The sequence below is a fragment of the Lentibacter algarum genome (genome assembly GCF_040580765.1).
In the GTDB taxonomy this organism is placed as follows: Bacteria; Pseudomonadota; Alphaproteobacteria; order Rhodobacterales; family Rhodobacteraceae; genus Lentibacter; species Lentibacter algarum.
This window is the reverse complement of the sequence record NZ_CP158687.1, coordinates 554,988-567,052: the sequence shown is the minus strand read 5'-3', so window position 1 is coordinate 567,052 and position 12,065 is coordinate 554,988. Positions and strand designations below refer to the sequence as shown.

The window sequence follows — 12,065 nt, the reverse complement described above, 5'->3', positions numbered from 1 at the left end:
TCTTAGCTGCTCAAGCCGCTTGAAAGAATAGTCACAGCGCGGCGATTTTTGGCATAACACGCTTCCTGTGAACAGATTTCAAGCGGGCGCTCCTTGCCATAGCTGACTGTCTTAAGGCGGCTAGACGGCATGCCCTTGGCCAGAAGATACTCTTTGACAGCATTGGCTCGGCGTGCGCCCAGCGCGAGGTTGTACTCGCGTGTGCCCTGCTCATCAGCATGGCCTTCAATGACAACAGCATAATCAGCATTGGTCGTCAGCCATGAGGCCTGCCCGTCCAGAACGCGGCGCGCTTCGTCATTCAGGCTGGATTGGTCGACATCAAAAAGGACGCGGTCGCCGATCGTTTCTTGGAAATAAAGTGGTGACTGCGGGTCTTGTGCAGAACCCGGCGTCACAGACGAAAACGTGCCCGCCCCGCCAGCACCATTGTCAAAACGGTTGGGGTTGGTACAGGCCGAAAGGGCGAGAACCGCGGGGATAACAAGTGTAATCAGTTTGAGTTTCATGCTCTTAGCCTCGTGTTTAATACGGACTGTCTAACATAGACAGCACCGCCTGTGAATTCTCAAGATCAGCGTGAAGCGGCGCACCGCTCACACCTTTGTGTTACTGCTGCAATGGGCTCCATGAGGGATCAGACGCGCCGCCCTCGGTGCGCACCCGCTGCAAATTACGACCCGAGATATCGACAGAATAAAGGCTAGATTGCCCGTCAGTACCCTGTGTTTCTCTGGTAAACATTATGACACGCCCGTTCGGAGCCCATGTCGGCCCCTCTTCTAGGAATGAAGCGGTCAGAAGCTTCTCGCCCGTACCATCCGTGCGCATGATCCCAATGTGGAACCGGCCTTTAGATTGCTTGGTAAAAGCCACAAGGTCGCCCCGTGGTGACCAGACTGGCGTGCCGTATCGCCCTGGTCCTGCGCTGATCCGCCGTGGCTCTCCCCCATTGGCAGACATCACGTAAAGCTGTTGGCTGCCTGAACGGTCGCTCTCAAAAACGATCTGGCTGCCATCAGGCGAAAAGCTCGGCGCTGTTTCAATCGACGGCGCATTGGTCAAACGCTGCTCCGCCCCTGTGGCCACATCCATGAGGTAGATGTCAGTGTTGCCTCCGCTTTCAAGCGAGAACACAACCTTGCGTCCGTCTGGTGCAAAACGCGGCGCAAAGCTCATCGTTCCATCGCGGCTTTCAAGCACACGCCGGCCCACACTGGCCACATCAAGCACATATATCTTGGGGAAACCTGTCTCATAACTTGTGTAGAGAACGCGGTCGCCCGTTGGTGAGAAACGCGGTGCAAGTACAATCGCGCTGCTGTCAGTGAGAAACTGGTTGTTCGCGCCGTCATAATCCATAATCGCAAGGCGCTTCTTACGGTTGTCCTTCGGCCCAGTCTCGCTCACGTAAACAACACGGCTGTCAAAGTAGCCGCCTTCGCCCGTGATCCGCGTATAGACCTGATCGGCAACCTTATGCGCCATCCGCCGCCAACCTGCGCGCGTCCCTGCCAGTTGCAAACCTTTGCCAAGCTCTTGACCGGCAAAAACATCATAAACGCGGAACTTCACAATGATCTGTTCGCCCTGAACGGTGACAGCCCCAGTAATCAAAGCCTGCGCGTTGATTGCTTTCCAATCTGCAAATTGAACAGGTGCTGCAAAAGAGCTGATCTGGCTGATAAATGCAGCCTTATCAATCTCGCGAAATAGCCCTGTGCCCTTTAAGTCTTCGGCCACAACACGAGCAATATCAGCGGCAATCGGCCCTGCGCCTGCCGTTTCAGCCACAAATTCAGGAACAGCCACAGGCAAAGGCTCAATCACCGCATCGGTGATTTCGATCCGCAAAGGCTCAGCCTGTGCAAAAGATGCCGAACTCACCGCCGCCAAAAGCACAAAGCTCAATAGTCTCAAGATCATACCCTTACCTCATACTCTCGGGGTTAAACTTTATCTCGACCGTTTTCCATTGGTCGTATTTCTCGCTCGGCAGATCAAATCCATCACTGCCACAAATAATAATCGCCCGTCGCGCCGCATCATAAGCTTGCTTTGCAGCCGCGTCAGAGCCGTTTTCGCTGCGCAATAGCTTGATCGACGGGATCACAGGCTTTCCATCCCGTGCCATCTCAACGCTAACATAGATATTCACGGCAAGCGCTTCTGATGACAATGCACCCACATTGTAACAGCGGGATATTGCCAGCTTCAGCCCCTCCCGTTCGCCGCCCGTAAGCGGCGCCCCTGCCGGCGCAGCTGTCTCCTCGGCCGTGTCGGCCCCACCGCTCAAAGCCTCGGCCAACGCGTCATTGACCGCGTTGGAGGCCTCGGCAGCAGGTGCTGTCGCAGCCTCAGCCTGCCGCTGCGGGCGGCCTTTGGGGCGCATCGATTGCGCGGGCGCAAGCGTCACATCATCACGCGCTTCGGGGTTGATCTCAGTTGTCGCAGCCTCAGGCTGTGCCGCCTCTGTCTCTGGCTCCACCACCTCAGCGATGGCATCAGGTGCTGTCTCAGGCTGAACCTGCTCTGCAGGAGCAACATCCGTCTGCTCCGGCGCATTCACTGCTTCAGGTGCCACCCGCTCAATCGGGCGCAGCTTTGGGCGCGGGCTCGTCCCTGGGGTCAAGACCGCGACATCTTCTTGGGGCTGCACCAACTGCGGCGGCACATCTTCAACTTGTGTGGTCACGGCGGGTTCGCTTGTGTCCACTTCTGGGGCAACATCCGTCTCGGGACTGGCGACATCAGGGGCCACTTGTGTGTCTGGCGGAGTATCTGGTGCTGCTTGCGGCTGGGAGGTTTCATCTTCGCTTGGTGGCTCTGGCACTTCGATATCAGAGGCAGCTTCGGGCGCACGCACCGCAGCCAAAACCGCCTGATACTCTGCCTCGCTCACAACAGAAACATCACTGATCTCAAACGGCAACGGATCACTGTTCCACTTCCCACCAAAGAGAAGCAGTCCAATCAGCCCAAGATGGCCGATGAGGGATATGCTCTGGCCGCGGTTCAAAGCGCCCTACTGGTCGCTCGGGACGCTTGCGTCCACGCCATCAAGCGCTGGTCCGCCGCTCTCGGTCACAAGGCCAATGTTGCTAAAGCCCGCTCCATTCAGCGCGCCCATGACCTGAACCACTTCTGCATAAGAGACGGCCCCATCCGCACGCAAAAACACGCGGTCGCCCTCGCGCTCCGCCGCAATTGCGCGCATCCGCCCAACCAATTCGCTCCGCGGCACTTCCGTCTGCTGGATCATGACTTGCCCCTCAGCCGTAATCGTCACCGTGAGAGGCTCCTCCGCCTCCACAGGCAGACTGTTCGCTGCTGTCTTCGGCAGCTCCACGGGCACACCCACGGTTAGCATCGGTGCAGCCACCATAAAGATAATCAACAAAACCAGCATAATATCGACAAAAGGTGTCACGTTAATTTCAGACATCGGCCGTGAACGGCCGCGCGCACGGCGTCGGCGACTGCCGCCTCCAGTGTCTTTTTGTACTACGCCCGCGCCCATATCAGCTATCCAGTTGACGGCTAAGAATGGTTGAGAACTCATCAGCAAAGGCTTCATATCCAGCAACAAGCCCTTCACTGTCAGCACTCAGCTTATTGTAAAAGATAACAGCAGGGATCGCTGCCAAAAGACCAAGGCCAGTCGCCAAAAGCGCCTCAGCAATACCCGGCGCGACAACGGCGAGGTTGGTGTTTTGCTGCTCAGCAATCTCGATAAAGGCGTTCATAATCCCGATCACAGTGCCGAAGAGGCCGATAAATGGCGTCGTCGAGCCCACAGTGGCCAAAACTTGCAGCCCGCTTTGAAGCTTGTCTGCTTCTTTAGCGATCGCCACATCCATAGAGCGGTCAATCCGCGAATGCGCCCCTGCAATCATTGCGCCATCAGCCTTATGAGAGCGCCGCCACTCTGTCATGCCAGCGGCAAAAATCTTCTGGCTCTGCCCATCTGGCTCAGCGCCGATCTGCTCATAGAGCGCATCCAGCGGCTCACCCGACCAAAATGCACGGTCAAAAGAGGCCGCCTCTTCACGGGCTTTGCGGTAGTTGATAAATTTCTGGATGATAATCGACCACGACCAGAATGAGGCCAGTATCAAGATGATCATCACGAGTTTTACGGTAAAGGTTGCGCGCATGAACAGCGCCCACATCGAAAAGTCGATATGCTGCGCCGCAGCCAGTGCTTCAGTTTCCATAGTGCCTGCTCTCTCTTGGTGGCTTTTCGCCTTATTGAGAGCAAAATAGCCGATCTCAAGTCAGAAAGCTATCCCAAGCAAGACTTGGCCGAGGATCAGTGCACCATTTGGCGGATATTTGCTGGCAGACGGGTCGGGTGCCCGTCCAGCGTCATACAAACAACGGTCACGAGCGCATGAAACAATATGTCTTCTCCGCGCTTAACCCATTGCTCCATAACCATTCTGACCCCCGTGACAGCCTTAACCTGCGTCTCAACAACAAGCTGATCGTCCAGTCGCCCAGAGCCGAGGTAGTCAGCCTCCACACGCCGCACAGCAAAGACGATACCATCACGCTCTTTCATCACATTCTGGTCAAGTCCAACTTCGCGCACCCATTCAGAGCGCCCGCGCTCGATATAGCGCAGGTAATTGGCGTAATACACGATCCCCGCCATGTCAGTGTCTTCATAGTAAACGCGCACAGGTAGGGAATAGATCATATAGGCCACTTTCTGATGTCTCGCCCCACTTCAGCACAGCTCGCCGCGCTTATCCAGCCTGCGCCCCACTCACCCGCGCAAAAAGCCTGAGAGAAAAGCTAGCGTCATGGGCCACATGCGGAAGCTCAGGTGCATAGGCCGCGCGCAAAATATCGCCCACATCGGGGCGCAAAATATCCGCCCCATTGGGCAGCCGTGCCAAGGGCGAGCGCTCGGCAAAAGCCTGATCGCCCCAAAGCAAAAACGCCTGCGACGCCTGCACCAAAGCAAGGCTTTCTGCGGGCCAGTCGGCCAGAGGCCCATCCATGCATATAAACACAAAACAAGCCTGTATCGCGCCCTGATCATCAAAGCGGAACAGCCGATATTGGCTCGCCCCTTGCGACTTGAGTTTCGGCACAAGCTGGTCGAGTTCGGGCACGAGCCGATCAAGATCAGGCAGATCGCTCAGCTCGTCCCAGCTCTTGAACATAAAGAACATAAGATTAACCCCAAGCTCAAAGTCCGTTTCCGCCAGTGGGTGCTGAGTCAGAGCCGAAAGCGCTTCAACAGCGCCCTTAAAGATATTCAACGTCGCATCATCGACCCCAAAGACAATCGGCGCAATCGGCCGCCCCCAACGCGCAAAGCGAAAGGCACCCTTCGCATCCGTGAACATGGCTTCAATATCGGCAGGGGTCGTGCTCATAGTCTCAGGCTCGTCTTTATTCAAACAGGTCAGTGCGGGTCTTTGGCGGGGTCAGGCCCATGTGGGTCCAGCCCTTCTGCGCCAGCATCCGCCCGCGCGGTGTGCGCTGAATAAGCCCCTGTTGCAAGAGGTAGGGCTCAATCACCTCCTCAAGCGCATCGCGACTTTCCGACAAAGCCGCGGCAATGGTCTCAATGCCCACAGGTCCGCCAGCATAGTTTTCGGCAATCAGATTGAGATACCGGCGGTCCGCTCCGTCAAGCCCGAGTGCATCCACCCCGAGCCTTGAGAGCGCGCGGTCTGCCAACTCTTGGCTTACAACGCCATCCGCCTCGACAATTGCAAAGTCCACGACACGGCGCAGCAAGCGCCCCGCGATCCTCGGTGTACCACGCGAACGCTTTGCAATCTCGAGTGCACCTGCCGCATCCGCCTTCACCCCAAGCTTCTGCGCGTTGACACTGACAATCCGCTCAAGCTCCGCCACCGCATAAAACTCGAGCCGCGTCGGGATACCAAAACGGTCGCGCAGTGGCGTGGTCAGGAGGCCAAGCCGCGTCGTTGCGCCAACAAGCGTAAAGGGCTGAAGCTCGATCCGCACAGTGCGCGCTGCCGGACCCTCGCCAATCACAAGATCAAGTTCAAAGTCCTCAAGCGCGGGGTAAAGGATTTCCTCCACCACAGGATTGAGACGGTGAATTTCGTCAATAAAGAGCACATCATTGCGCTCAAGGTTCGTGAGGATTGCTGCCAGATCGCCCGCTTTGGCGAGTACGGGCCCGCTCGTCATACGAAAACCAACGCCAAGCTCGCGCGCAATGATCTGAGCCAGCGTTGTCTTACCAAGTCCAGGAGGGCCATGAAACAAAGTGTGGTCCATCGCATCTTTGCGCATCTTGGCGCTCTCGATAAAGACCTTGAGGTTGGCTCGCGCCTCGGCTTGTCCGACAAACTCGCTCAGATGCTGCGGGCGCAACGCGCGCTCCACATCTTCAGGGAGCGCTTCTGGGTTCAAGACAGGTTCTCTCGCGCTCATCCTTTACCCCTTCGGCGCCAAAAGCCGCAGCGCTTGACGGATCAGCGCTGCTGTGTCCTCGCCGCCGCCATTTTCCTGCGCCTGCGCAATCGCGCTCGCCGCTTCAGAGGGCGCATAACCAAGGTTACTCAAGGCCGACAACGCCTCCGACTGTGCGGCACCGCCCACCTGCGCAACAGGCGCGCTCACTGGGGCAATATCTTCAAGCACATCGTCATCCTGCCCCATATCAGGCGCAGGCCCAGCACCGAGCGCCATTATGGCAGGTGCTTTGTCCTTTAGCTCCATCACAACACGCTGCGCCGTCTTCGGGCCAATGCCCTTAGCTGCTTTCACAGCGCCCCAGTCACCCAGCGCAATAGCACGGCTCACCCCATCGGGGCCAAGCGCGCTCAGCATCGCCAGAGACGCCTTTGCCCCCACGCCCTGCACCGTCAAAAGCAGGCGATACCACTCTTTCTCCACAAGCGAGGTAAAGCCGAAAAGCTGCAAGTTGTCCTCACGCACGAGCAGATCCGTATAAAGCGCCACAGCCTCGCCTGCCCGCGGCAGGCTGCGCAGCGTGCGCTCCGAGCAATAGACCAAATAGCCGATCCCTTTAACGTCGATCAGCGCATGATCCTCAGCGATATAATCAATCCGCCCTGCGACTTTCCCAATCATCCGCTCAACTTCCTGTTCTGGCCAGCGTCATAGCGGCATATGTGTGATGATGCGCATGACAAATGGCAATGGCCAGAGCATCCGCCGCATCGGCTTTGCTCACATCAGCACTTGGGAGCTGCATCTTCACCATATGCTTGATCTGATCTTTGCTCGCATGACCCACACCCACAACCGTCTTTTTGACTTTGTTGGGCGCATATTCCGCCACGCCGAGCCCGAATTGCGCAGGAACCAAAAGCGCAATCCCACGCGCCTGACCAAGCTTCAACGTCGCCACCGCGTCCTTGTTGACAAACGTCTGTTCCACGGCGGCGGTCTCGGGCGCATATGCGCGCAAAACTTCGGTCAGCCCGTGATGCAAAGACAAAAGCCGCTCGGCCAGATCGTCACCTGCGGAATTCACAACGCCACAACCGATAAAGCTCAGCCGCGAGCCGTGCTTCTCAATCACACCCCAGCCCATATTCCTCAATCCGGGGTCGATTCCCAAAATACGCATGCCACTCGCCCCGCTCACTTGTCTCGCTGGCTTGCTGTCACAGCCAAATCTGTTGCTTTTTTGAAGCACTAGCACGAAAGGGGAACATCTGCCAAGTCTTAACATATCTGAGCGCTTTTGCCGCAATTTTGCCGCATTGCAGCAAATTCTGGACAAAAACCGCCATTCCAGGCGCCAAAAGCGACGTTTCCAGCAGTCAGCAAAGCTATAAAATTAAGGAGTTTCACCACATTTTGACCTATGCACAAAACGCATGGGACTTATGTCAAAATATCCCCTTGTGCGGGGACATAACCGCACCTAAATGCGGCCAATCAGAACGATGACCATAATTTTAGAGAAGGAACATAGATATGGCCGCCCTCGACTATACACGCGCGCAGCAAATTGCTGGCACACACGGCCGTATCGGCCAGATCTTCGCTCACATGACAGCGTCTTTTGTTGCATGGAATGACGCACGCTCAACACGCAACGCCCTCTCACAGCTCAGCGACCGCGAGCTGGAAGACATTGGCCTGTGCCGTGGTGACATCGACGCGCTTGCAGAGGCACAACGCTAAGCTCCTCTGCCGCCCCATCCAAAAGATCAAAGCCGCGCATCCCTAAGGGAGCGCGGCTTTCTCTTTGGAGGAGAGAATGAAACAGAAAACTAGTTAATAAATCCGCCGACAAAGCCTGAGACAGCATATGTCACCACGCCTGGCTCCATCAGCCATGCGCCAGCTTGTTCCACAACAGTGCCCTCGTGAAGCGGAGCGAGCCTGTCAGCATATTTGGCAGGCCCGAAGTTTGCCAAAGCCACTGCTTTGAACAAAACGCCGACACACAGAACCATAAACAGAATGAAAATCGGGGATGTGCCCTTGGCACGCTTTGGCTTGATCGTAATCAAACCGCTCTTGTCCACACGGAACCCGTAGCCGTTGCTCATAGAACGGTGCTTACGGACAATACGTGTCAAACGCTTATCAAAATTTTGCACTTTGGCAGACATGGCAGACTCCAGTGCCCCCACCGAAGTTCCTTTATAATTTGCCTCCGAATTGTGGCAAAAATTGGGCAATTTCCTCAAATAAGGCGAAAAAGAGCGTCTTCTTGTCAGGGTTTTTGCAGCAAAAGCGTGCTCCAGTCACCAATCACCTGTCGCTGGCTCAGATTGGTTCCATTCTGTGCATAAACCTCGATGACTTCCTCGGCCTGCTCGTTCAAGATCCCCGACAGAATCGCGTAGCCCCCTTGAGTGAGGTTCGCTGCAATCTCGGGGGCAAGGGCCACAAGCGGCCCCTTGAGGATGTTGGCAAAAATCAGATCATAAGGTGCTGCCTCTGCAAGCACAGGATGGCCAAAGCCCGCCGCCTCGACACATTCGAGACGCCCCTCAAGCCCGTTGGCCTTCGCATTGGCCAGCGCCACATCAACGGCCACCTCGTCAATATCGCTGGCAATGATGCGCACATCCCAAAGACGCGCAGCCCCCATTGCAAGCACAGCGGTACCACAGCCGATATCGGCCACAGATTTCGGCTGAAAGCCCGCGTCTGCCAAATGGTCGAGCGCCTGCAAGCAGCCCAGCGTCGTGCCATGATGTCCCGTACCAAAGGCCATCGCCGCCTCGATCAATAGGGGCTCCGCTCCGGCGGGGACTTTATCGCCGTCGTGGCTGCCATGCACAAAGAAGCGCCCCGCCACCACAGGCGCAAGATCACGCTTCACCTTGGCAACCCAGTCAGTCTCGGGAATTTCGGAAACAACAAAACGTGCGCCATGCATCGCCTCAAGCAGAGCCAGCCCTGCCGCATCAGGCGTCGCAATGAAATAGGCGGCAACTTCCCAAAGTCCGGAGCCGTCTTCCATCTCAAAAACGCCCACCCCTGTGGGTTCTGGCTCCATCCGCTCCAGCGCTTCGCCCAGCGCCTCGGCGGCAGGCTTGTTGTCAATCGTCGTAAAGGCGGAATAGCTTGTGCTCATGTCTCGGTCCTGTCTCAAGCGTTATTCTGCGGGCGCGGCCGCAGTGAATTTGGAAAAGATGGTTTCATTGCCCTCTTCGGGATGACGCGGGATCATCATCGCCAACCCAAAAGAGACCGCCGCCATCGCCGCCGCCAACATAAACACAGCCGTGGGCGAGACGAGCCAAAGATAGCCCAGCGAAGCAGGCAGGCCCACCGCTGCAATGTGGTTGATGGTAAAAGCGACAGCTGCCGTCGGAGCAATATCGCGCGGATCAGCGATTTTCTGAAAATAGGTCTTCAAGGCCAGCGCGAGTCCAAAGAAGATATGATCAATCACATAAAGTGTCGCCGCCAGCACAACGCCCCAGCCGAACATGTAAATCCCGCCATAAGCCAAAAACACAAGGCACAGCCCAGTATATTCAAACAAAAGCGTATTGCGCTCGCCAAAGCGATGCACCACATGGCCTAAGAGCGGCGCAACGAACATATTGATCACAAGGTTGATCAAATAGAGCGACACGACCTCATGGACAGCAAAGCCGAACTTCTCAACCATCATAAAGCCCGCAAAGACCATGAAGATCTGCCGACGCGCACCCGCCATGAACTGCAGTGCATAATAGAGCCAGTAACGTTTGCGCAGGATCATCTTCTTGACCTGAGGATGCGGCGCCTCAAACTGCGGATAAGCCAGCAAGCAAAACACCGCCAACCCTGCCGTGATCCCGCCTGAAATCATATAAACAATGTTGTAAGACAGCCCCAAAGGCTCCCAGAGCAGCATGATAAAGATATAACATATCAACGTCGCGCCAGAGCCGGTGGCCAGCAAATATCCAAGCACCTTGGGCGCGCGCTCCTTGCTCAGCCATTGGAGCTGAAGCGACTGGTTCACCGTTTCATAATAATGAAAGCCAATGGACGACAGCATTGTGACCGTCAAAATCCCAGCCATCGATGGAAACCAAGCAGTCACAGCCGTGGCGGCGCCCAGCATGACCAGAGAGACCAGCCCAAGCACCTGCTCGCGCACAAATATGATGATGGCAATAACACCCACAGCCAGAAACCCTGGAATTTCGCGCACGGTGTGCAGCCAGCCGTTGTCCGAGCCGTCAAACCCACCCACCTCAATCACGAAGTTGTTGAGCAAAGCGCTCCACGTCGCAAAAGCAATAGGCATGGCAAACGCCATGAGAAAAAGCAGCGCAATCGGACGCCGCCAAAGTGGCAGATCGGATGCGTCTTCGAGTTTTACAATACGGGCCATGGCTCCGCTTACGCCTTTTCCCGCGGCTTGCACAGAGTAAAAACGGCCCCAAAAACGCGGGCAAATGCAGGCGCTCAAGAGGCTCAAATCTGATCCATGTCAAAGCATGAATATGACATACATGTTAAACGCCCCCTGAAACCGGCTCAAAAAGGCGAGACGCTATGGACATTATTCCACTCATCGAACGCATCGGCGAAGCCCCCACAGCGGCTCTGTTCGGGCTGATCACAGGTCTGATCTTCGGGATCGCCGCCCAGCGCTCGCGGTTTTGCCTTCGGGCCGCCTCTGTCGAGTTTGCCCGTGGCCTAATGAAAGACAAGGTCGCCGTCTGGTTTCTTACCTTCTCGACCGCCCTTGTCTGGGTCCAAGGCGCACAGCTCCTTGGCCTGATGGAAACCCAAGAAGCCCGCATGATGGCCGTCCCAGGAAGCTGGTCAGGCGCAATCATCGGCGGACTGCTCTTTGGCGTCGGAATGGTGCTGGCGCGTGGATGTTCGGGACGCTTGCTCGTTCTTGCCGCCACGGGCAACTTGCGCTCCGTCGTCGCGGGGCTGGTTTTTGCAGTCGTTGCGCAAATGTCGCTCGCGGGCGTGCTCTCGCCCGCGCGGGACTGGCTCGCCGCGCTCTGGGTCACTGAAGGCGGACGCAATATGGACCTTTTGGCCGCCCTCAGCTTGCCACCCTCAGCTGGATTTTTCATTGGCCTCGCGTTTGCGGCTCTGGCGCTTTACCTTTCAGTCAAAGAACGTATCGGCGCAGCCCGCCTGATCTTTGCTTCAGGTGTTGGCTTCTCCGTGGCTGTCGGCTGGGTGCTGACCTACACGCTCGCGCAATCCGCCTTTGACCCAGTCCAAATCGAGAGCGCAACCTTCTCTGGCCCCTCCGCCCATACCCTGATGTTCTTTCTGGACCGCAATGCCGTGCTTGAGTTTGATGTTGGCCTCGTACCGGGTGTGGTCATCGGCTCGCTTCTGGCGGCTCTGGCAACACGCGAGTTCAAGTTTCAGGGCTTCAGCGACGAAAGCAACATGCGCCGCTCAATGACGGGTGCAGTCTTGATGGGCTTTGGCGCGATGCTCGCCGGCGGCTGCGCCATCGGAGCAGGCGTCACAGGCGGCTCGATCTTTGCAGGGACCGCATGGCTTGCGCTTTTCTGCATGTGGATCGGAGCGATGGTCACAGATGCGCTTGTAGACCAGCGCGGCCTCAAAGGCGCAAGCGCCGCCAGCTGAGCTTTTTTGGA

15 protein-coding genes are annotated in these 12,065 nt (G+C 56.7%); 2 read left to right on the top strand and 13 right to left on the bottom strand.

The genetic code is table 11. From position 1 onward, the window contains the following. Nucleotides 1–2: 2 nt before the first annotated feature. The 10 genes from pal to ruvC form a co-directional block, all read right to left on the bottom strand. Entirely contained in the window at nucleotides 3–509 is a 507-nt protein-coding gene (gene pal / locus DSM117340_RS02810) for a peptidoglycan-associated lipoprotein Pal (RefSeq protein WP_089887684.1), read from the bottom strand. A 100-nt stretch (nucleotides 510–609) separates the two neighbouring features. Continuing rightward, nucleotides 610–1,926, bottom strand: a complete 1,317-nt coding sequence (tolB, locus tag DSM117340_RS02805) for a Tol-Pal system beta propeller repeat protein TolB (protein ID WP_089887682.1) — start codon at nucleotides 1,924–1,926, stop codon at nucleotides 610–612. Nucleotides 1,927–1,930: 4 nt separating this feature from the next. Further along, nucleotides 1,931–3,019: a hypothetical protein gene (locus DSM117340_RS02800; protein WP_089887681.1), complete on the bottom strand. Its 1,089-nt coding sequence runs from the start codon at nucleotides 3,017–3,019 to the stop codon at nucleotides 1,931–1,933. A gap of 6 nt (nucleotides 3,020–3,025) precedes the next feature. After that, the gene (gene tolR, locus DSM117340_RS02795) at nucleotides 3,026–3,520 is read right to left on the bottom strand and encodes a protein TolR (protein WP_089887679.1); all 495 of its coding nucleotides are present in this window, start codon (nucleotides 3,518–3,520) and stop codon (nucleotides 3,026–3,028) included. Between the two features lies 1 nt (nucleotide 3,521). Then, nucleotides 3,522–4,217 (bottom strand): protein TolQ, encoded by a 696-nt coding sequence (gene tolQ / locus DSM117340_RS02790; RefSeq protein WP_089887678.1) that lies wholly within the window; start codon nucleotides 4,215–4,217, stop codon nucleotides 3,522–3,524. Between the two features lie 95 nt (nucleotides 4,218–4,312). After that, nucleotides 4,313–4,702 (bottom strand): tol-pal system-associated acyl-CoA thioesterase, encoded by a 390-nt coding sequence (gene ybgC / locus DSM117340_RS02785; protein ID WP_089888922.1) that lies wholly within the window; start codon nucleotides 4,700–4,702, stop codon nucleotides 4,313–4,315. A gap of 49 nt (nucleotides 4,703–4,751) precedes the next feature. After that, entirely contained in the window at nucleotides 4,752–5,390 is a 639-nt protein-coding gene (locus tag DSM117340_RS02780; protein ID WP_089887676.1) for a hypothetical protein, read from the bottom strand. Nucleotides 5,391–5,406: 16 nt separating this feature from the next. Then, entirely contained in the window at nucleotides 5,407–6,426 is a 1,020-nt protein-coding gene (gene ruvB / locus DSM117340_RS02775; RefSeq protein WP_089887675.1) for a Holliday junction branch migration DNA helicase RuvB, read from the bottom strand. Between the two features lie 3 nt (nucleotides 6,427–6,429). Next, nucleotides 6,430–7,089, bottom strand: coding sequence for a Holliday junction branch migration protein RuvA (gene ruvA / locus DSM117340_RS02770; RefSeq protein WP_089887673.1), 660 nt, complete (start codon nucleotides 7,087–7,089; stop codon nucleotides 6,430–6,432). A gap of 4 nt (nucleotides 7,090–7,093) precedes the next feature. Continuing rightward, nucleotides 7,094–7,591: a crossover junction endodeoxyribonuclease RuvC gene (ruvC, locus tag DSM117340_RS02765; RefSeq protein ID WP_089887672.1), complete on the bottom strand. Its 498-nt coding sequence runs from the start codon at nucleotides 7,589–7,591 to the stop codon at nucleotides 7,094–7,096. A gap of 353 nt (nucleotides 7,592–7,944) precedes the next feature. Here ruvC and DSM117340_RS02760 point away from each other — a divergent pair, with 353 nt between their 5' ends. After that, the gene (locus DSM117340_RS02760; RefSeq protein ID WP_089887670.1) at nucleotides 7,945–8,154 is read left to right on the top strand and encodes a DUF1127 domain-containing protein; all 210 of its coding nucleotides are present in this window, start codon (nucleotides 7,945–7,947) and stop codon (nucleotides 8,152–8,154) included. Nucleotides 8,155–8,243: 89 nt separating this feature from the next. Here DSM117340_RS02760 and DSM117340_RS02755 read toward each other — a convergent pair whose 3' ends face one another. From DSM117340_RS02755 to DSM117340_RS02745, 3 genes are all read right to left on the bottom strand, one after another. Then, nucleotides 8,244–8,588, bottom strand: a complete 345-nt coding sequence (locus tag DSM117340_RS02755) for a hypothetical protein (protein WP_089887668.1) — start codon at nucleotides 8,586–8,588, stop codon at nucleotides 8,244–8,246. Between the two features lie 104 nt (nucleotides 8,589–8,692). Further along, entirely contained in the window at nucleotides 8,693–9,562 is an 870-nt protein-coding gene (locus tag DSM117340_RS02750) for a 50S ribosomal protein L11 methyltransferase (protein ID WP_089887667.1), read from the bottom strand. Nucleotides 9,563–9,583: 21 nt separating this feature from the next. Then, nucleotides 9,584–10,819, bottom strand: coding sequence for an MFS transporter (locus DSM117340_RS02745; protein WP_089887665.1), 1,236 nt, complete (start codon nucleotides 10,817–10,819; stop codon nucleotides 9,584–9,586). Nucleotides 10,820–10,983: 164 nt separating this feature from the next. Between DSM117340_RS02745 and DSM117340_RS02740 the strand changes: the two genes are divergently transcribed. After that, nucleotides 10,984–12,054: a YeeE/YedE family protein gene (locus tag DSM117340_RS02740; RefSeq protein ID WP_089887664.1), complete on the top strand. Its 1,071-nt coding sequence runs from the start codon at nucleotides 10,984–10,986 to the stop codon at nucleotides 12,052–12,054. Nucleotides 12,055–12,065 lie beyond the last annotated feature (11 nt).

Bases quoted from the DNA above. Each gene is read 5' to 3' on its own strand.
- ruvC (WP_089887672.1), bottom strand. From the start codon at position 7,591: ATGCGTATTTTGGGAATCGACCCCGGATTGAGGAATATGGGCTGGGGT.
- ruvA (WP_089887673.1), bottom strand. From the start codon at position 7,089: ATGATTGGGAAAGTCGCAGGGCGGATTGATTATATCGCTGAGGATCAT.
- DSM117340_RS02755 (WP_089887668.1), bottom strand. From the start codon at position 8,588: ATGTCTGCCAAAGTGCAAAATTTTGATAAGCGTTTGACACGTATTGTC.
- ybgC (WP_089888922.1), bottom strand. From the start codon at position 4,702: ATGATCTATTCCCTACCTGTGCGCGTTTACTATGAAGACACTGACATG.
- DSM117340_RS02740 (WP_089887664.1), top strand. From the start codon at position 10,984: ATGGACATTATTCCACTCATCGAACGCATCGGCGAAGCCCCCACAGCG.
- DSM117340_RS02745 (WP_089887665.1), bottom strand. From the start codon at position 10,819: ATGGCCCGTATTGTAAAACTCGAAGACGCATCCGATCTGCCACTTTGG.
- ruvB (WP_089887675.1), bottom strand. From the start codon at position 6,426: ATGAGCGCGAGAGAACCTGTCTTGAACCCAGAAGCGCTCCCTGAAGAT.
- tolQ (WP_089887678.1), bottom strand. From the start codon at position 4,217: ATGGAAACTGAAGCACTGGCTGCGGCGCAGCATATCGACTTTTCGATG.
- DSM117340_RS02750 (WP_089887667.1), bottom strand. From the start codon at position 9,562: ATGAGCACAAGCTATTCCGCCTTTACGACGATTGACAACAAGCCTGCC.
- DSM117340_RS02780 (WP_089887676.1), bottom strand. From the start codon at position 5,390: ATGAGCACGACCCCTGCCGATATTGAAGCCATGTTCACGGATGCGAAG.
- tolB (WP_089887682.1), bottom strand. From the start codon at position 1,926: ATGATCTTGAGACTATTGAGCTTTGTGCTTTTGGCGGCGGTGAGTTCG.
- tolR (WP_089887679.1), bottom strand. From the start codon at position 3,520: ATGGGCGCGGGCGTAGTACAAAAAGACACTGGAGGCGGCAGTCGCCGA.
- DSM117340_RS02760 (WP_089887670.1), top strand. From the start codon at position 7,945: ATGGCCGCCCTCGACTATACACGCGCGCAGCAAATTGCTGGCACACAC.
- pal (WP_089887684.1), bottom strand. From the start codon at position 509: ATGAAACTCAAACTGATTACACTTGTTATCCCCGCGGTTCTCGCCCTT.